We start from the raw sequence: 17,851 nt of genomic DNA on the forward strand, positions 1-17,851 counted from the left end.
AGCCCCGGCCGGCAGTCCGTCGCCCTGTCCTTCATCGCCCAGCGCCCGAAGGACGAGCCCGGCTTCCGCCTGGAACGCCAGGTCAGCGGCGACCGGCGCCTGTCCTACCAGACGCACAGCTACGCCACCGACCGCCCCGCCGGCGAACGGTACGGAGCATAGGAATCCGTAGGTTGGGTTGAGGCGCAGCCGAAAACCCACGTGTCCGCACCGGCGGCGACGTTGGGTTTTCGCTGGCGCTCAACCCAACCTACGACGCTCCCCGATAGGGAAAAACCATGGACACCCTCGAACACGCCCCCATTGATCTTGTTGGCGCCCACCGCGACGCCGGCATCCAGGAGATGCTGGACCAGCTGGACCGCGAACTGGTCGGCCTTGCCCCGGTGAAGACGCGCATCCGCGAGATCGCCGCCCTGCTGCTGGTGGACGAGGTGCGGCGCAAGGCGGGCCTGAGCGGCGGCAAGCCCAGCCTGCACATGTGCTTCACCGGCCCGCCCGGCACCGGCAAGACCACGGTCGCCCAGCGCATGGGCGAGATCCTGCACCGCCTGGGCCACGTCCGGAAGGGCCACCTGGTCACCGTCACGCGCGACGATCTGGTGGGCCAGTACATCGGCCACACCGCCCCCAAGACCAAGGAGGTGCTGAAGCGCGCCATGGGCGGCGTGCTGTTCATCGACGAGGCCTACTACCTCTACCGCCCGGAGAACGAGCGCGACTACGGCCAGGAGGCCATCGAGATCCTGTTGCAGGTGATGGAGAACCAGCGCGACGACATCGTCGTCATCCTCGCCGGCTACAAGGACCGCATGGACAGCTTCTTCCGCTCCAACGCCGGGATGTCGTCGCGCATCGCCCACCACGTGGACTTCCCCGACTACACGGTGGACGAGCTGATGGCCATCGCCGGGCTGATGCTGAAGGACCGCGACTACCGCTTCGCCCCGGCGGCCGACGCCGCCTTCCGCGAGTACCTGGAGCGGCGCATCGGCCAGCCGCACTTCGCCAACGCCCGATCCGTGCGCAACGCGCTGGACCGCATGCGGCTGCGCCACGCCAACCGCCTGTTCGCCGCGCCCGGCCCGCTGACCCGCCGCGACCTGATGGAGATCGCCGAAGCCGACATCCGCGCCAGCCGCGTGTTCGCCGCAAAGCCCGAAGCCGGCGACACGGCGTAAGCAACGGCGGCGGCGTTGGATTACCGGTGGAAAGTCGTTATGCTCCGCAACCTCCGTTGGTGTGCGAGCATCCCCACACATGCCGGTCCGGCGTTACCTGCTGTTGCTGGTCTTCAGCCTTCTCGTGCCGGCAATAGTTGCCTGCGGGATCGCGGTTCTGTTCGCTTATTCGCACGAGCGGCAGCGCTCCGAAGAAAACCTGCTGCGCACCACGCAGGCGCTGGCCGAATCGGTCGATCGCGAACTCGACACCATCATCCACCGGCTGCAGGCGCTGGCTACCTCGCCCTCCCTGGCGCAGGGAGACCTGCAGGCCTTCTGGCAGCAGGCCCGCCGGGCGGTGCCGGACGAGGGGATGTGGGTCGTGCTGCGCGGCCTCGACGGGCAGCAACTGGTGAACACGCTGCGCCCCTTCGGCGAGCCGCTGCCGCGCATGCCGCCCGACCACCCGGCCACCGGCTTCGTCACGCGCGCCTTCGAGACCCGCGGCCCGGTCGTGTCCGATCTGGTGATCGGCCCGCTGGTGGGCAAGCCGACGCTGGGCATCGTCTATCCGGTCTTCGGCGAGGATGGTGCGGCGTTGTGCAACCTGACCATGACGGTGCTGCCGGCGGCGCTGGCCGGTCTCGTCTCGTCGGTGGGCCTGCCGCAGCACTGGCTGGCGGGGGTCTTCGATTCCCGGATGGTGACCATCGCACGGTCGCGCGAGCCCGACACCTACGTCGGCAGGCCGGTCGGGCCGGAACTGGGGGCGGCCATGCGGGCCTCGGCCGCCGGCATCATCGACGCCATCCCGCCCGAAGGCATCGCCACGCGCGTCGCCTTCAGCCGCTCGCCCAAGCACGGCTGGTACTTCGCCATCGGCGTGCCGCGCTCCGAGCTGGCGGCCTCCGCCTACCAGACCATCCTGCTGTTCCTGGGCATCGCGCTGGCCCTGCTGACGGCGGGCGCGCTATGCGCCGCGGCGCTCAGCCGGCGCATCGCCGGCGCCATCACCTCCCTCGTTCCGGCCGCCCACGCGCTGCGCCGCGGCGACCCGTTGCCCCACCGAGAGACGGGCGTCATGGAGGCCGACGCGGTGTCCCTGGCGCTGGAGGAGACCGGTGGCGCGCTGGCCGCCAGCCAAGCGGAGCGGGCGCGGGCCGAAGCCGCCCTGCTGGCCGCCAAGGAGGAGGCGGAGCGCGCCAATGCCGGCAAGTCGCAGTTCCTCGCCTCGGCCAGCCACGACCTGCGCCAGCCGGTGCAATCGCTGTTCTTCTTCCACGAAGTCCTGACCTGCAAGCTGGAGGACCACCCGGCCGGCCCCGTCGTCGCCAAGATGCGCAGCGCGCTGGACGCGCTGAAGAGCCTGCTGGACGGCCTGCTCGACATCTCCCGCCTGCACGCCGGCGTGGTCGAGGTGCAGACCTCCGCCTTTCCCGTCGCCTCCCTGTTCGAGCGGCTGGAAACCGAAAGCGTGGCGCGCGCCGAGGCCATGGGAGTGACGCTCCGCGTCGTGCGCTCGACGGCCTGGGTGCGCAGCGACCCGGCCCAGTTGGAGCGGATCCTGCGCAACCTGCTCGACAACGCCGTGAAGTACACCCCGCGCGGCGGCGCGGTCCTGGTCGGCTGCCGCCGGAGCGGCGAAAACGTGCGGCTTCTGGTCGTCGACACCGGCCCGGGCATCCCGCCGGACAAGCTGGACACCGTCTTCGAGGAGTTCGTGCAGTTGGGCAACCCGGAACGGGACCGGTCGAAAGGATTGGGCTTGGGTCTGGCGATCGTGCGGCACCTCGGCCGCCTGCTCGGCCACGAGGTCGCGGTCCGCTCCCGGGTTGGGCGGGGGACCGGTTTCTCAGTGACGGTGCCGGCCGCCCGGGCCCGGCGCGACGGGCGGAAAGGGCGCGCCGCCCGGCCGCTGGTGCCGGAACCGCATATGGGTGGGCTGGCGCTGATCGTCGATGACGAGGCGCTGGTCCTGGCGGGCCTGCGTGGCATGCTGGAGAGCTGGGGTTGGGACGTGCTCGCCGCCGGCAGCGGCGTCGACGCCGTCCGGCTGGCCGCCACCAGCGGGCGGACGCCCGACGTCATCATCGCCGACTACCGCCTGCGCGGCGAGGAGACCGGTGTTTCGGTGGTCCGCGCGATCCACGGCGCGTGCGCGCCGTCCATCCCCGCCATCGTCCTGACCGGCGACACCAGCCCGGAACGGATCGCCGAATGCGCTGGAAGCGGCTTCCGCCTGTTGCACAAGCCCGTCAACGCCCCAGCCCTGCGCACCCTTCTGGATGCGATGACGGGGTGAGCGCCGATGCGGATTTAAGGGGAGCGTGGGGAAACTGGAGCGGGTGAAGGGAATCGAACCCTCGTCGTAAGCTTGGGAAAATGGGGCAACGGTCATTCGCGGTCGTCGGCGAACGGTCATGATACATGGAAAATCAATGACTTAATACAGCAGCGTGTGCTATGGTTCCCTCGGGTTCGGAAGCGGTTTTTCCGTAAATTTTCCGTTTGAGGGACGAGGGCACGAGCGATGGCGCGCACGGTACGCGATGGCCGCATTGACAGCCGGTCGGTGCGGCTGAAGCTGGCAGCCCAGGCCGAGCCGCATTGGCTGAAGATCGCCAAGGGGTGCTATCTCGGCTACCGTCGCCACCGGCAGGGCGGCACCTGGGTAGCCCGCTTCCGCCACGAGGACGGGCGTCAGGCCTACACCAGCTTCGGGCCCGCCGACGATGCCATGGACGCGGACGGCGTCACAGCGCTCAGCTTCGAGCAGGCGCAGAAGAAGGCGCAGGCCTGGTTCCAGCATGCGGCGAACGGGACCTCAGGGCGGCGCGGCACCTACACGGTAGCGGACTGCATGGCCGACTACCTGGACTGGGTGAAGACACACCGCAAATCCCATGCGCACCTGAAAACCTATGTGAACGCCTTCATCCTGCCCAAGCTGGGGCGCGTGGACTGCGCCAAGCTGACGGCGCGCATGATCCGCAGCTGGCACCAAGGCATCGCAGACGAGCCACCGCGCCTGCGCACAAAGGCGGGCGAGACCGATCTCCGCTACGGTAATGAGGATACCGATCCGGCGGAGGCGTTGCGCAAACGCCGGCTGCGCGCGAACCGGCATCTGGTCACCCTGCGCGCGGCGCTGACGAAGGCATGGCGCGAGGGACACATCGCCAGCAACGAGGCGTGGGCGCGTCTACAGCTCTTCCCCGGCACCGAGAAGCCTCGGTCGCGCTTCCTCACCACCGACGAGGCAAGGCGCCTGATCAACACCTGCCCGCCCGACCTGCGGCGCCTGGTGCAGCTGGCGCTGCTCACGGGCGCCCGCTACGGCGAGCTGTCCGCTTTCGACGTGCGGGACTTTCAGCCCGAGGTGGGCACGCTGCATGTGCGGCAGAGCAAGAGCGGCAAGCCCCGCCATATCATCCTGAACGCTGAGGGTACAGCTTTCTGCCGCTCGCTGGTGCTGGGCCGGCCCCAGGATGCGCCGCTGCTGGTGCGGGCCGATGGCAGCCGCTGGGCCCGGGACCTGCATTTCCGGGGATTCAAGGACGCCGTGAGGCGCGCTGGCATCGATTCCGGGTTCACCTTCCACGAGTTGCGCCACACCTGGGCCAGTCTCACCATCATGGCCGGCGCCCCGCTGATGGTGGTGGCACAGAACCTAGGGCACCGGGACACCCGCATGGTCGAGCGCCACTACGGACACTTGGCGGACACCTATGTCGTCGAGATGATCCGGAAAAGTTCGCCTTCGTTCGGGATAATTGATTCTGGAAACGTTGTGCCCGGTCGGGTCAGTCCCTCCAAGAGCTATCCTCAGGAAAACGCGGCGGAGTGATGGCACGCTGCTGTTGCGTTTCTGCCCAATTTGGGCAAAAATTCCGAGAACGGGGTAGGAATAGTTTCATGAAAACCGTGAGCGCGACGGACGCAAAGTACGGCTTCGGCCAGCGGATCGACTTGGCTGCGCTGAAACGGCCGCCGTCGCCAAGTATGAGGTGATGGCTTTTGAGGAGTACATGCGGCTGAAGGACCTTGAGACCGATCACACCAATGGTCGTCCAAGCTCGAGCGGGCTTTCAAAGCTATAAATCGCTGACAGATATAAAGCAGATCCAACGAGTGAGTGACCTCCGAAATGGTGATGAGCCAACCCGAACGAGCTCTCGAAGAGGCCCTTGTCACGAAGTTGCAAGACCTCAAGTACGACTATCGACCAGATATCCGTGACCGAGATACTCTTGAAAAAAACTTCAGGGAGAAGTTTGATGCCCTGAATCGGGTCAAACTCACCGACGGCGAGTTCCAGCGCCTCCTTGACGAGATCGTGACCTCCGACGTCTTCATTGCCGCCAAGACGCTCCGCGGCATCAACGCCTTCACCCGCGACGACGGCACCCCGCTCAACTACACGCTGGTGAACATCAAGGACTGGTGCAAGAACGTCTTCGAGGTCGTCAGCCAGCTCCGCATCAACACCGATAACAGCCATCACCGCTACGACGTGATGCTGCTCATCAACGGCGTGCCGTGCGTGCAAATCGAGATGAAGACCCTCGGCATCAACCCTCGCCGGGCGATGGAGCAGATCGTCGACTACAAGCACGACGCCGGCAACGGCTACACCCGCACGCTCCTCTGCTTCGTTCAGCTCTTCGTCGTCAGCAACCGCGACAGAACCTACTACTTCGCCAATAACAACGCTCGCCACTTCACCTTCAACGCCGACGAGCGCTTCCTCCCCATCTACCAGCACGCCGCTGAGGACAATTCCAAGATCAATCACCTCGACGACTTCGCCGAGTCGTTCCTGGCCAAATGTACGCTTGGCCAGACGATCAGCCGCTACATGGTCCTCGTTGCCAGCGAGCAGAAGCTGCTGATGATGCGGCCGTACCAGATCTACGCCGTCAAGCACATCGTCGACCGCATCGACAAGAACAGCGGCAACGGCTACGTCTGGCACACCACCGGCAGCGGCAAGACGCTTACCAGCTTCAAGGCCTCCACGCTCCTGAAGGACAACCCGGCCATCGAGAAGTGCCTCTTCGTCGTCGACCGCAAGGACCTCGATCGCCAGACCCGCGAGGAGTTCAACCGGTTCCAGAAAGGGTGCGTCGAGGAGAACACCAATACCGAATCACTCGTACGCCGGCTGCTTTCCGACGACGATGCCGACAAGGTCATCGTCTGCACCATCCAGAAGCTCGGCCTTGCGCTCTCCCAGTCGAACAGGCGCAATTACGTCGAACGCCTTAAGCCGCTCCGCGACAAGCGCATTGTCTTCATCTTCGACGAGTGTCATCGCTCGCAGTTCGGCGAGAACCACAAAAGCATCAAGGAGTTCTTCCCGCAGGCCCAGCTCTTCGGCTTCACCGGCACGCCCATCTTCGAAGCGAACGCCACCGTCCGGCAGATCACCGGCGATGAGCAGCGGCTGCGCACGACCAAGGACCTCTTCCAGAGCCCACTGCATGAGTACACGATCACCCACGCCATCGAGGATGGCAATGTCCTGCGCTTCCACGTCGATTACTACAGGCCAACCAGCGGCGTCCCGATCAAGCCCGGCGAGACCCTTGCCAAGCGCGCAGTCGTCGACGCGATTCTCGCCAAGCACGACGTCGCCACTGGCAACCGCCGCTTCAACGCGTTGCTCGCCACTGGGTCCATCAACGACGCCATTGCATACTATGACACGTTCAAGGAAGCTCAAGCCGCGCGGCACGCGGTCGACTCTGATTTTCAACCGCTCAAGATCGCGTGCGTCTTCTCCCCGCCCAGCGACGTGAGCGCCGACGTCCGCCAGATCCAGGAAGACCTGCCGCAGGAGTACGCTGACAACCAGCAGGACCCTGAGGAGAAGAAGAGGGCCCTCACTGCAATCATTCGCGACTACAATGAACGGTTCGGCACGAACCACTCCATCAATGAGTTCGATTTATACTACCAGGACGTGCAGAAACGGATCAAGGACCAGCAGTTCCCCAATGCCGACCTCCCGAAGAAGGGGCACGAGAAGATAGACGTCACCATTGTCGTCGACATGCTCCTGACCGGCTTCGACAGCAAGTACCTTAATACGCTTTACGTCGACAAGAACCTCAAGCATCACGGCCTTATCCAGGCCTTCAGCCGCACCAACCGCGTGCTCAACGCCTCCAAGCCCTACGGCCACATACTCGATTTTCGCAACCAACAGGCGAACGTCGATGAGGCCATCGCCCTGTTCTCCGGCGCCAGGGTTGACGTCGCCCGCAAGATCTGGCTGGTGGACAAGGCCCCCACGATCATCGAGAAGCTCAGGATCGCCGTCAGCAGCCTGTCGGACTTCTTGAAAAGCCAGGGCCTCAACGCCAGGCCCGAAGCGGTCGCCAACCTCAAGGGCGACGACGCCCGCATCGCGTTCGTGAAGCAGTTTAAGGAGGTGCAACGGCTGCAAACTCAACTCGACCAGTACACCGATCTCACCGACGAGGAGAAGCAGACCATCGAGCAGGTGCTGCCCAAGGACGATCTGAGAGGTTACCGCGGCCAATACCTCGAAACCGCCCAGCGCCTCCGCGAACAGCAGAACACGCCCGGCGTCCAGGGCGGCGGTCAAAAACCCGCCGACCTCGACCAGCTCGAGTTCGAGTTCGTCCTCTTCGCTTCGGCGTTGATCGACTACGACTATATCATGGGCCTGATCGCCCGTTTCACCGGGCAGGACCCGAAGAAGGCGAAGATGAGCCGCGAGCAGCTCATCGGCCTGATCGGGTCGGACGCCAAGTTCATGGACGAGCGCGAGGCCATCGCCGACTACGTCCGTTCGCTGGAGGCCGGCAAGCCACTGGATGAGAAGGCCGTCCGCGATGGCTACCAGCGGTTCAAGGCCGAGCGCGACGGGCAGGAGGTGGCGGCCACGGCCGTGAAGCACGGCCTGCCTCCGGACGCCTTGCAGGCGTTCGTCGATCGCATCCTTCAGCCGCCGATGATCTTCGATGCCGAGCGGCTCAACGACCTGCTCGCTCCGCTCGACCTCGGCTGGCGCGCCCGCACGGAAAAGGAACTGGCCCTGATGGCCGATCTCGTCCCCCTGCTGAAGAAGCGCGCCGCCGGGCGGGACATCGCAGGTCTCAGCGCGTACGAGGGGTGAGGCGTGGCGATGAAGGACCAGAACAAGAATACGCTGAAGCCGAAGCTGCGCTTTCCGGAGTTTGTTGGGCAGTCGCTCCAGAAGCTGCAGCTCAGAGACGTAACGGCGGAAAGCACAGTCCGTAACGGTGAGACTCTTCCTGTCGGTTCGGTGATGGGAGTAACAAAGACCGAGGGCATCGTTCCCATGCAAGAAAGGCTCATCGCGTCAGATATCGCGCGGTACAAGCTCGTTCGGAAAGACTGGTTTGCCTACAACCCGATGCGCCTCAACATTGGTTCGATTGCGCGCTGGAAGAGGGACAACGACATCCTCGTGAGTCCTGACTATGTCGTCTTCAAGTGCCTGAAGGACTCCGACCTAGGCATTGATCCAGCTTATCTAGATCACTTCCGTCAAACAGCCGCATGGGAGAACTTCGTAACAGAAGGTGGGAACGGCGGCGTTCGTGTTCGGATCTACTACGAGGATATTGCCCGTCTTCACCTCGCGCTTCCGTCCCCCGCTGAGCAGCGGAAGATCGCGGAGTGTTTGGCGTCGTTGGACGAGCTGCTCGCCGTCGAGGGACGGAAGCTGGAGGCGTTGCGTGCCCACAAGAAAGGGCTGATGCAGCAGCTCTTCCCTCGTGAAGGCGAATCCCGCCCCCGCCTGCGCTTCCCCGAGTTCCGCGACGCGGGGGAGTGGGAAGCAACTCCGCTCGGCAAGATTGCTGACATCAAACTCGGCAAGATGTTGAGCGCCGGGAAACACACCACTGGCCGCCTCCTGCCGTATCTGAACAACATCGCGGTGAGATGGAACGAGGTTGACACTTCAAAATTGCCGCAAATGTATTTCGATGACGACGAACTCGAACGCTTCGGACTGAAGGCCGGCGACGTTGTCGTCTGCGAGGGCGGCGAGCCGGGACGGTCTGCGGTCTGGGATGGGCGAATGCCGGACATCAAGTTCCAGAAGGCAATCCACCGCGTTCGATTCAACGTGCCATTCGTTCCGCATCTGCTTGTCTCGTACCTCGAAGCGATCGCGGGCACTGAGCGCTTCGAGATGCTGTTTACAGGCGGCGGTATCAAACACCTAACGCTGGAAACGTTCGCGGAGCTGACGATCCCTCTAATTCCTTTCGCCGAACAGCAGCGCATCGCGGCTTGTCTCTCCTCGCTGGACGCCCTGATCACTGCGGCATCGCGGAGGCTGGACGGCCTGCGCGCCCACAAGAAGGGCCTGCTGCAGCAGCTCTTCCCGTCGCCGGAGGAGGTGTAAGTCATGCCCACGTCCACCGCTCCGACCACCCCGGCTGCCCCTGTATCGAGGTCGTTTCCCGACCTGACCGCGCTCGCCCAGCACCTGCGCGAGGAACTTAAAACGAAGAAGTTCGTTCTGCTCTACGCCTACAACGGCACGGGCAAAACGCGGCTGTCCACCGAATTCAAGAACCTCGGCAAGCAAGGCGACCAGCGCGACACGCTCTACTTCAACGCTTTTACCGAAGATCTGTTCCAGTGGGACAACGATCTGGCAAACGACCGCGAGCGGGTGCTGAAGATCAACAAGGACTCCCGCTTCTTCGCCGGGCTAGGCGAGCTGGAGATGGACAACCGCATCCGCCCGCTGCTGGACCGCTACGCCGACTTCGACTTCCGCATCGACACCACCGAATGGGAGGTGAGCTTCTCCCGCGAGGTGCAGAACGGCGACAAGCTGGAGACAGCGGAGGACATCAAGGTTTCGCGCGGCGAGGAGAACATCTTCATCTGGTGCTTCTTCCTCGCGATCGTGCGATTGGTGCTGGACGGGGCCGAGGCGTACAACTGGGTAAAGTATATCTACATCGATGACCCAATCTCGTCTCTGGACGAGCAGAATGCGGTTGCAGTCGCCGCACATCTTGCGACCATGCTCAAGGACGATGCACCCCACCTGAAGACGGTTATTTCGACCCATCACCCGCTTTTTTTCAACGTGCTTTACAACGAGCTGTCGCGGGTGAGGGGGAAACGCTTCTTTTTTCTCGGGCGGATTTCGGCGACAGGCACCTATAGCCTCACCGATACCGGCGATACGCCATTCTTCCACCACGTAGCCTGTCTGATTGAACTGCACGAGGCCGCGCGTAGCGGTCAAATCTACACGTATCACTTCAACATGCTGCGGGTGATCGCGGAAAAGACCGCCAGCTTTCTCGGCTATGACAAGTTCACAGATTGCATTAAGCGCGACGAAGATGATCTGGATGGCGTCCTCCACAACCGATTGTTAAATCTCCTGAGTCATGGGAAGTACTCGCTCTACGAGCCGCAAGAGATGCTCGACGAGAACAAGCAGCATTTCAAGAAAATGCTGAGAGACTTCACCGAGCGTTTCCTCTTCAATCCGGGACGGTTTCCGACGCTCGTCGTTGATGAACCGCCCGTAGCGGTGGCTGCGCCTTCCTCCCGGCTAGCGAGTGCCAACGCCTCTTCCCAATCCGATTCAGTGCCGGAGTAAACGACCATGGCCGAACGCGAACAGAAACAACTCGGCAAGACCCTCTGGAACATCGCTGACCAGTTGCGCGGGGCGATGAACGCGGACGACTTCCGCGACTACATGCTGGCGTTCCTGTTTCTGCGCTACCTCTCGGACAACTACGAAACGGCGGCTAAGCGCGAGCTTGGCAGGGACTACCCGGACCCGAGCGCCATCGGCAATGGCGGACGGTCGCCACTGTCGGTGTGGTACGCGAACAACCCGGACGACATCGCCGCGTTCGAAAAGCAGATGCGGCGCAAGGCGCACTACGTCATCAAGCCCGAGCACCTCTGGACGAACATCGCCCATCTCGCCCGCAAGCAGCGCCCGGAACTCCTCGACACCCTGCAGGCGGGGTTCAAGTACATTGAGGACGAGTCGTTCGAGAGCGCGTTTCAAGGGCTGTTCTCGGAGATCAACCTTGCATCGGACAAGCTCGGGCGGAACTACGAGGCCCGCAACGCGAAACTTTGCTCGATCGTCAGCGAGATCGCGCGGGGACTGGCGGAGTTCTCCACCGATACCGACACCCTCGGCGACGCCTACGAATACCTGCTCGACCAGTTCGCCGCGGGGTCGGGCAAAAAGGCGGGCGAGTTCTACACGCCGCAGCGGATCAGCGACATCCTCTCGGCCATTGTCACCCTCGACGGCCAGGAACCGGCGACGGGCCCGCGGAAGCGGCTGGAGAGCGTCTTTGACTTCGCCTGCGGTTCCGGCTCGCTGCTGCTCAATGTCCGCCACCGCGTCACGGAGGCGGGCGGCGCGATCGGCAGGATATACGGCCAAGAGTCGAACATCACCACCTACAACCTCGCGCGCATGAACATGCTGCTGCACGGGGTGAAGGACACGGAGTTCGAGATTTACCACGGCGATTCGCTGCTCAACGACTGGGACATGCTCCGCGAGATGAACCCCGCGAAGATGCCGAAGTTTGACGCGGTGGTCGCCAATCCACCGTTCAGCTACCGCTGGGACCCGACCGAGGCGCTGGGCGAGGACGTGCGGTTCAAAAACTACGGACTGGCTCCAAAGTCAGCCGCAGACTTCGCCTTCCTGCTCCACGGGTTCCACTACCTAAACGATCAGGGCGTGATGGCGATCATCCTGCCGCACGGCGTGCTGTTCCGAGGCGGCGTGGAGGAGCGTATCCGCACGAAGCTTCTCAAGGACGGGCACATCGATACCATCATCGGCCTGCCAGCCAACCTGTTCTATTCGACCGGCATCCCGGTCTGCATCCTCGTGCTGAAAAAATGCAAGAAGCCCGATGATGTGCTGTTCATCAACGCATCCGAGCATTTCGAGAAGGGTAAGCGGCAGAACTCCCTTTCGGACGAACACATCGCAAAGATCATCGACACCTACCAGCAGCGTCCAAAGATCGTCGAGCGATACGCCAGACGCGTGGGGATGGACGAAATTGAGGCCAATAATTTCAACCTGAACATTTCGCGTTACGTCAGCACGGCCAAGGTGGAGGCCGCGATTGATCTGGCGGCCACGCACAGGGAATTGGTGAAAATCGAGAAGCAGATTCGGGAGTCTACGGCGAAGCACAATGCGTTTCTGGTCGAACTTGGGCTGTCCCCACTGCCGGCGCCTGAGTGATCTATACCCGGAGCACTTTCGACTGCGGGTCGTCCGTGAAGGCAGGTCAGGGTCGTATCCTACAAAGAAGAGGGAGCTACCCTGACCTCTAGGGAGAACCGGGTTCCACGTCCTATGTCCGAGGAGACCTGCACCCTGTGTCCCAACGACTGGGAGAGCCAGTAGGCGGAGGCCAAGCCCAGCCCTGTTCCCGACGCGAGGCCGAAGCGGCTGCCTACTTGGAACAGCGCATGAAGCTGGTCACGCGGTATTCCAGGACCGGTGTCGATCACGTCGACACGAAGGGAATCGCCTTGGCGGCGCGCGCCCACCAGAACGGGGCCGCCACGGGCATGGATCAGGGCATTGATGATGAGGTTGCGCAGAATGCGTTCCAGCCGCCGGGGTTCGCTCATCACCGTCACCGAGGAGGCCACGATCCGCAGCGTCCGGCCGTGGGCCGCCGCCACGGGCGCGCATTGTTCGGCCAAGCCCGTCAGCACTGATGTCAGATTGACGGGCGCCAGGGAGGTTGGACGGCAGGCCGCCGCTTCCACGGCACCGCCCACCATGGACTCCAGGATCGTCAGCGCCCCTCGCAGCGCTTGGACAAGATCCGGCCGGTCCGGAGGCTGGGCGCCGCGCAGGAGATCCGCAAAGAGGCGGGCAGCTTGGAGCGGCTGCTGTAGGTCGTGAAGCAGGAAGGCCCAGGGCTGCGTGGCGTCCGCATTTCGGCCGGCATCAGGGTGCGTGTGCGTGTCCATTGTGAGAAACTCCGCAAGATTGCCGATCAGTTGTCGGTGACGGCGAGATCAAGGAGGAACAGGGCGCAAGGGGGCAGCCGATAGCGGGCGTCCTCCTGATCCAGTCCCGCCTCGCAGGCCGTGATCATGAGCTGCCGGCGCCCGGTGCTGTCGGCCAGCGTGATGCTGACGCTGCCAACACGGCGGACCACCGACCAATGGTCGAGCGCGCCCCCGATGCTGACGATGACGGAACGGGAGGGCTGATCCAGATGCTGGTCGACGCAACGCAGCCAGTCCTCGAGGGGCACAGCCTCCAGGTCGGCGAAGGGTCGATGCCATGTGAGGGTGAGCCGCGCCCGCGCCAGCCAACGCGCCGCATCGCCGAGCAACTGCTCCAGCTCCTCCGGTGACACGCCATCGGTGAGCATATCCAGCAACAGGCGCCGTTTCTGGGCGCCTTTGGCCATGGCGCGGAACAGCGAACGGCTGGCGTGCTGGCTCAAGACGCGGCCCGCAGGCGCTGCCAAGCGCGTGGCGTTGATGATGGCGTAGAAGGCGCAGAGCGCGTCCAACGCGCCCTGTTGGAACGGTGCCGGTGCGTCCTGGCTCATTGCCGCCCCTCCGTGTCCAGGGCGGGTGGGGGCGGTTCAGGACGGTCTACGGGAGTCACCGTCAGCGTGAGCAGGCGGTAGCCCGTGTCCTGATGTGCTGGACTGTCCAGCCACCCCAGCTCGCGCGCCGTCGGCGTGCCCACATGCCAAGCCAGCCGTAAGCGACCGTGCAGGATGATCCCGGATAGTGTCGGAGCGCGCAGCCCGGGATGGCGAAACTCGGCATGGTCCGCCAGCATGCGCAGCGCTGTTGGCAAGTCGCTGTCGGTCACGTTCAGGACGCCATTGACCACCCACACGGTCGGCGTGGCGGCGGACGCCCTGTCAGGGGCGTTTCCGTTCGCATCTGTCATCGGTCGATGCCCTCAAAGGAATGGATGATGGCCAGCGTCACGCCGGCCCGAGCTGCGGGCTCTGGGCTGCGGTAGGCGCGGGCAGGATGGATGGGGAAGCGCCGTCAGGGAGCGGTAGGCGAGAGGCCCGCAAGGGAATGGGCGTGGCCGCCGGATGTGACTTGCCACTGGAAGCAGTGGCAACGCTAAGCCATGGCGCTTCATACCCATGTTAGCAATTAAAGAGGGAAAAATCAATTGAAAATAACGCCTACTAGGCGAGTCCGTAGCCGACTGCCCGGCTAGTCGTCCCGTGCGGTCATGGCGCACGAGGGTGGAAGCGCTCCATGACGTCTTTCCGGTTGTGTCGCTTTTGCTTCATGTTCCTGCCTGATGGAAGGTGTGGTATTCCTGGCCCACTTTTAGGCCGATGCGGGCTGGGATAGTCGATCAGGGAGGGTGGGGTTGAAGCGTAGTGATTGGCAGCGAGGGCAAATGTATTTTGCCTACGCTCTTTCAGCCGAACCGGGAAGCGGCGGACTGGAGCTTACCTTTGATGCCGTGCCGCGGGCCGAGGTCGCTGACTATGTGCGACAGCTTAGGATGTCCAAGTTCACGGACCAAGTCGCCCGGCAAGTTCAGCGGGATTACCTGACAGAGGCTCCGCGCAAGAACCTCATTATCCGTGGCACGTTGCCGCCGCTGGGCGAAGATTTGGGCAGCGACGTCCGCGGACGGTTCGCTGTAGACCGTTGGTACAGCATGGTCCTGTCCGAGGCACCGGAGGGCGATGCTACTCTCACCCTTTGGCCCATGGACAACCCATTGGACGAGGAGCCCGCGACGGCAGCCTTAGCACGGGGGCGGATGCTGAGGGGGCCATTGCGCCGTGCTCTGGACAGCCTGTTCACCCTGCATGGATCACGGGGAGAGGGAGATGAGCCTGCTTCCCCTCCTCCCAAAGATGGCCCCCGCGAGGGCGGCGGGCTCGCGCGGGGAAAGCCGAAAATCCTGTCGACAGCCCCGGATGAATATGACGGCGCGTCCTGGATTGATGATGAAATCGTTTCGAGGTTTACGCTGGAGAGCTACATCCCAGGAAGCCTGACCCCTGCTATGACGCGCTATGTCGGCATCATCAATGTCGGGCAAGGGGCCTGTGCCGCCGTCTATGACGCGGCGCTACAACCCATTGTCTACCTTGATTTCGGTTTGCCGACGACGTCCTACATGCATTCGGCGCCATGGAACCTGAATTATCTTCGCAAGCATCATCTACCCTTCGTCCCGCACGGCATGAAGAGCGAGAACCTCCGCCACTTCCGCCCTTGCCTGTGCCGCGCCCCTCTCGTCGTGCTTTCTCATGGGCACCACGACCACTGGTACGGGCTGAACTTGGTCAAGCAGCAATTCAAGGATGAGGGCTACCCTGTCGTTGGGCCCGCCACGTTCACGGCGCCAGCGCTGAGCGGATTGTGGAGCGAGTTCACCACGGACACCGTTGCTAAAGGAAGTTGCCGCTATTTCTCCTGGGGATGGGTGGTCGCTTGTACCGGCAACAATGCCAACAGCGGGGGCTTGGCAACCTATGTTCGCGTCAAGGACGCACCCGGTAGGCGCTATCCGGCTTCTGGTCAGTGGGGCTCTGCCTACACACACCCGGTGTTTTTTCCTGACGAGGAGTACGTGCTGGTGCCCGGTGATGCAGACTACGACAAAATTCCTGGCATTCGGGATCCCGACCTAACCCTCGTGGGGCTGGTCGCCTCGCATCACGGGGCGCTCCTTGCGGACAAAGCCTTCGGCGCTCTTCCCCCACCAGCGGTGCCGGGCGCACCGATCGTTTATTCCTACGGCCTTCGGGACGCCGGGCTGAGCGAGTGCATGCCAGTGGGCCGCTCCCCCAGATCGCGCAAGAGGCGCCAGCTCAACAGCCGGTGGGCCGATGCGGCGCCAACGGATACGCAAAAGCGGAGCTATGAGACCTGCGGCGGACACCCGAGGGCCGAAGCTGTCGAAATTTATGACGGGTTGGGTTGGACTGAGCGCTGCAACACGGCTCGAGAAGAGAAGGGGCGTCGGAACGCGCAACAAGGCAACTGGCTGGTCGGCCATAGCGATCTGATGACGATGCGCGGAACCACGGTCAAAGTTTGCGCCTCCTCCTCCTGTCCAATGAACGATGGGTGTCGCGCCTCGCGCTTCCAGATCGCATAAAGCTGCTTCCGACGTTGCGTGATGCGGAGGCGGGGAGGCAAGGGGTGTTGCCCATTATATCCTGTGGCCCATCCCCGTCCATCCATGTCACCAACGCTGCGTGGATGTTGGTTAGTTTATGTCCCTATCCTAATAACCAATATAACTCCAATCTCATGAGTGTGAGCGAATGGGGAACTCGTAGCAGAGCTTGCCGTTCAAGCCTCCCAGGGTGTCTATGAGTCTACAGAAATAACGGAGTGCCTTGTCAGATGGATCTTGGCGGTGCCATTCCGGCAGCTCGAATTTGAGGGGATAACGGATCAGGGCATCTAAATTGTCCTCAGTGGATTTGTAATGACGAAGCGGTCCAAGGAGCACCCGGTAGGCTCCAGGGAACCTCTTGGCAATCGGAATGCGGATGAACTCCCGACGGCGGCCAGGGTGGAAAACGATCGCGTGGAGATGCGGGACGAGCAGTGGGACGCTGCCATCTACGGGCACATTAAAACTCTCCAGGGTTTTTCGCTTCTTGTCGGGAATATGCTGATTTTGCCCCCAGTAGTCGACCTCGTAACGCCCGATCACCGTGACGTTGGGCCAGCCATTTAGCAGTTGGTTCAGCGATGCGCTGGTGTCCTCGATCTGTGCCTCGACTTGCGGAATACCGAATTCCGCAGCGCCAGCAATGATGGTCAACCAACTGATGGAGTGGGGCCTCAGGCCTGCTGACAGGGACACTGCTTTGGCGCGCATCTCCTCCCAGGCCCGATGCCGGCAGAGAAAGCAGGCCCAATCTCGACAAGGGTGGTGGGGCCGACACAGTGCCACCCGCAAGGCCCGGTTCTTTTCTCCTCGACTGGCGTTGTGTTGGTCGATCAAAGCCAACAGGATGCGGCGCTCATCTCGGCGGTCACGGATATGAAATTCGTGCAGTTCGCCCCCGTCGCACTGCTGATCCACCCACCGGTCCTTGGGCAGGGGAAGCCCCTGCAGGAGCTGCTTGCGCAACCACCACAGGGGCCGGGGCCGAGCCCCCATGTCTACCTCCGCCTGGAGCGTCGCCGACCACGTCGCCGCTCAAGATTGCTGGGGCGCGGCGGTTCGGGGTCGAGATCGCCGCTTTCCACCTTGGTGACCCAAGCGCGTTCGGCATCCCTGGTTATGCGGACCAATCTCCCGATCTTGAACGTTTGGGGGCCAAGGTCCCGGAGTTGAAGGTTGTAATAGGTGCTGCGCGACAATCCATGACGGGCACAGAATTCCGCGATGGTGAAGGACACGCGATCCGTGTCGTTGGGGCTCTTAGCCATATGCCTGCCCTCTCCTCACCGCGTCTGGGAATAGGTGGGAAGGCTGGCCGCCCAAGCCTCGGCGTCGGAGCGGCGGATGAAGGTCAGGCGGCCAACCTTGACCGCCCTCAATGTGTTGTCGTTGAGGAGCTGGTAGAATTTTGTCTTCTTCGGGCCGCCGAATTCACGCTCGAATTCCTCGCGCGTGAGCAGTTCCTTCCTCGGGGTGGTGGCTGATTCATGAAGGTTCATGGGAGTTC

General features: G+C 63.1%; 12 protein-coding genes. 8 read left to right on the forward strand and 4 right to left on the reverse strand.

Going from position 1 to position 17,851, the window contains the following annotated elements; translation table 11 throughout:
- Positions 1-278: 278 nt before the first annotated feature.
- The 7 genes from cbbX to VED21_RS01620 all read left to right on the forward strand — a co-directional run bounded on the left by cbbX (position 279) and on the right by VED21_RS01620 (position 12,435).
- On the forward strand, positions 279-1,181 hold the full coding sequence (gene cbbX, locus VED21_RS01590) for a CbbX protein (protein WP_324880554.1): 903 nt from the start codon (positions 279-281) through the stop codon (positions 1,179-1,181).
- Positions 1,182-1,260: 79 nt separating this feature from the next.
- Positions 1,261-3,465 (forward strand): ATP-binding protein, encoded by a 2,205-nt coding sequence (locus tag VED21_RS01595; RefSeq protein WP_324880555.1) that lies wholly within the window; start codon positions 1,261-1,263, stop codon positions 3,463-3,465.
- A gap of 228 nt (positions 3,466-3,693) precedes the next feature.
- Positions 3,694-5,010 carry a site-specific integrase gene (locus VED21_RS01600; protein WP_324880556.1) on the forward strand — a complete coding sequence of 439 codons (1,317 nt, stop codon included), beginning with the start codon at positions 3,694-3,696 and terminating at the stop codon, positions 5,008-5,010.
- Between the two features lie 306 nt (positions 5,011-5,316).
- The gene (locus VED21_RS01605; RefSeq protein WP_324880557.1) at positions 5,317-8,310 is read left to right on the forward strand and encodes a type I restriction endonuclease subunit R; all 2,994 of its coding nucleotides are present in this window, start codon (positions 5,317-5,319) and stop codon (positions 8,308-8,310) included.
- Positions 8,311-8,319: 9 nt separating this feature from the next.
- Positions 8,320-9,573, forward strand: coding sequence for a restriction endonuclease subunit S (locus tag VED21_RS01610; protein ID WP_324880585.1), 1,254 nt, complete (start codon positions 8,320-8,322; stop codon positions 9,571-9,573).
- Between the two features lie 3 nt (positions 9,574-9,576).
- Entirely contained in the window at positions 9,577-10,797 is a 1,221-nt protein-coding gene (locus tag VED21_RS01615) for an AAA family ATPase (RefSeq protein WP_324880558.1), read from the forward strand.
- Positions 10,798-10,803: 6 nt separating this feature from the next.
- On the forward strand, positions 10,804-12,435 hold the full coding sequence (locus VED21_RS01620; RefSeq protein ID WP_324880559.1) for a type I restriction-modification system subunit M: 1,632 nt from the start codon (positions 10,804-10,806) through the stop codon (positions 12,433-12,435).
- A gap of 59 nt (positions 12,436-12,494) precedes the next feature.
- On the opposite strand, the gene VED21_RS01625 is transcribed toward VED21_RS01620, so the two are convergent.
- On the reverse strand, positions 12,495-13,178 hold the full coding sequence (locus tag VED21_RS01625) for a HAMP domain-containing sensor histidine kinase (RefSeq protein ID WP_324880560.1): 684 nt from the start codon (positions 13,176-13,178) through the stop codon (positions 12,495-12,497).
- Positions 13,179-13,204: 26 nt separating this feature from the next.
- Positions 13,205-13,771 carry a hypothetical protein gene (locus VED21_RS01630; protein WP_324880561.1) on the reverse strand — a complete coding sequence of 189 codons (567 nt, stop codon included), beginning with the start codon at positions 13,769-13,771 and terminating at the stop codon, positions 13,205-13,207.
- A gap of 797 nt (positions 13,772-14,568) precedes the next feature.
- Here VED21_RS01630 and VED21_RS01635 point away from each other — a divergent pair.
- Positions 14,569-16,320, forward strand: coding sequence for a hypothetical protein (locus tag VED21_RS01635; RefSeq protein WP_324880562.1), 1,752 nt, complete (start codon positions 14,569-14,571; stop codon positions 16,318-16,320).
- 153 nt (positions 16,321-16,473) lie between these two features.
- Here the strand turns inward: VED21_RS01635 and VED21_RS01640 are convergent, their stop codons facing one another.
- Positions 16,474-17,340 (reverse strand): hypothetical protein, encoded by an 867-nt coding sequence (locus VED21_RS01640; RefSeq protein ID WP_324880563.1) that lies wholly within the window; start codon positions 17,338-17,340, stop codon positions 16,474-16,476.
- Positions 17,341-17,627: 287 nt separating this feature from the next.
- A complete protein-coding gene (locus VED21_RS01645; RefSeq protein ID WP_324880564.1) occupies positions 17,628-17,843 on the reverse strand; it encodes a hypothetical protein in 216 nt (71 codons plus the stop codon).
- Positions 17,844-17,851 lie beyond the last annotated feature (8 nt).

Origin of the sequence: Azospirillum sp. (genome assembly GCF_035627195.1) — a bacterium.
GTDB lineage: Bacteria > Pseudomonadota > Alphaproteobacteria > Azospirillales > Azospirillaceae > Azospirillum.

Excerpts from the sequence above, each read along its gene's own strand:
- cbbX (WP_324880554.1), top strand. The coding sequence starts at position 279 with ATGGACACCCTCGAACACGCCCCCATTGATCTTGTTGGCGCCCACCGC.
- VED21_RS01595 (WP_324880555.1), top strand. The coding sequence starts at position 1,261 with ATGCCGGTCCGGCGTTACCTGCTGTTGCTGGTCTTCAGCCTTCTCGTG.
- VED21_RS01600 (WP_324880556.1), top strand. The coding sequence starts at position 3,694 with ATGGCGCGCACGGTACGCGATGGCCGCATTGACAGCCGGTCGGTGCGG.
- VED21_RS01605 (WP_324880557.1), top strand. The coding sequence starts at position 5,317 with ATGAGCCAACCCGAACGAGCTCTCGAAGAGGCCCTTGTCACGAAGTTG.
- VED21_RS01610 (WP_324880585.1), top strand. The coding sequence starts at position 8,320 with ATGAAGGACCAGAACAAGAATACGCTGAAGCCGAAGCTGCGCTTTCCG.
- VED21_RS01615 (WP_324880558.1), top strand. The coding sequence starts at position 9,577 with ATGCCCACGTCCACCGCTCCGACCACCCCGGCTGCCCCTGTATCGAGG.
- VED21_RS01620 (WP_324880559.1), top strand. The coding sequence starts at position 10,804 with ATGGCCGAACGCGAACAGAAACAACTCGGCAAGACCCTCTGGAACATC.
- VED21_RS01625 (WP_324880560.1), bottom strand. The coding sequence starts at position 13,178 with ATGGACACGCACACGCACCCTGATGCCGGCCGAAATGCGGACGCCACG.
- VED21_RS01630 (WP_324880561.1), bottom strand. The coding sequence starts at position 13,771 with ATGAGCCAGGACGCACCGGCACCGTTCCAACAGGGCGCGTTGGACGCG.
- VED21_RS01640 (WP_324880563.1), bottom strand. The coding sequence starts at position 17,340 with ATGGGGGCTCGGCCCCGGCCCCTGTGGTGGTTGCGCAAGCAGCTCCTG.
- VED21_RS01645 (WP_324880564.1), bottom strand. The coding sequence starts at position 17,843 with ATGAACCTTCATGAATCAGCCACCACCCCGAGGAAGGAACTGCTCACG.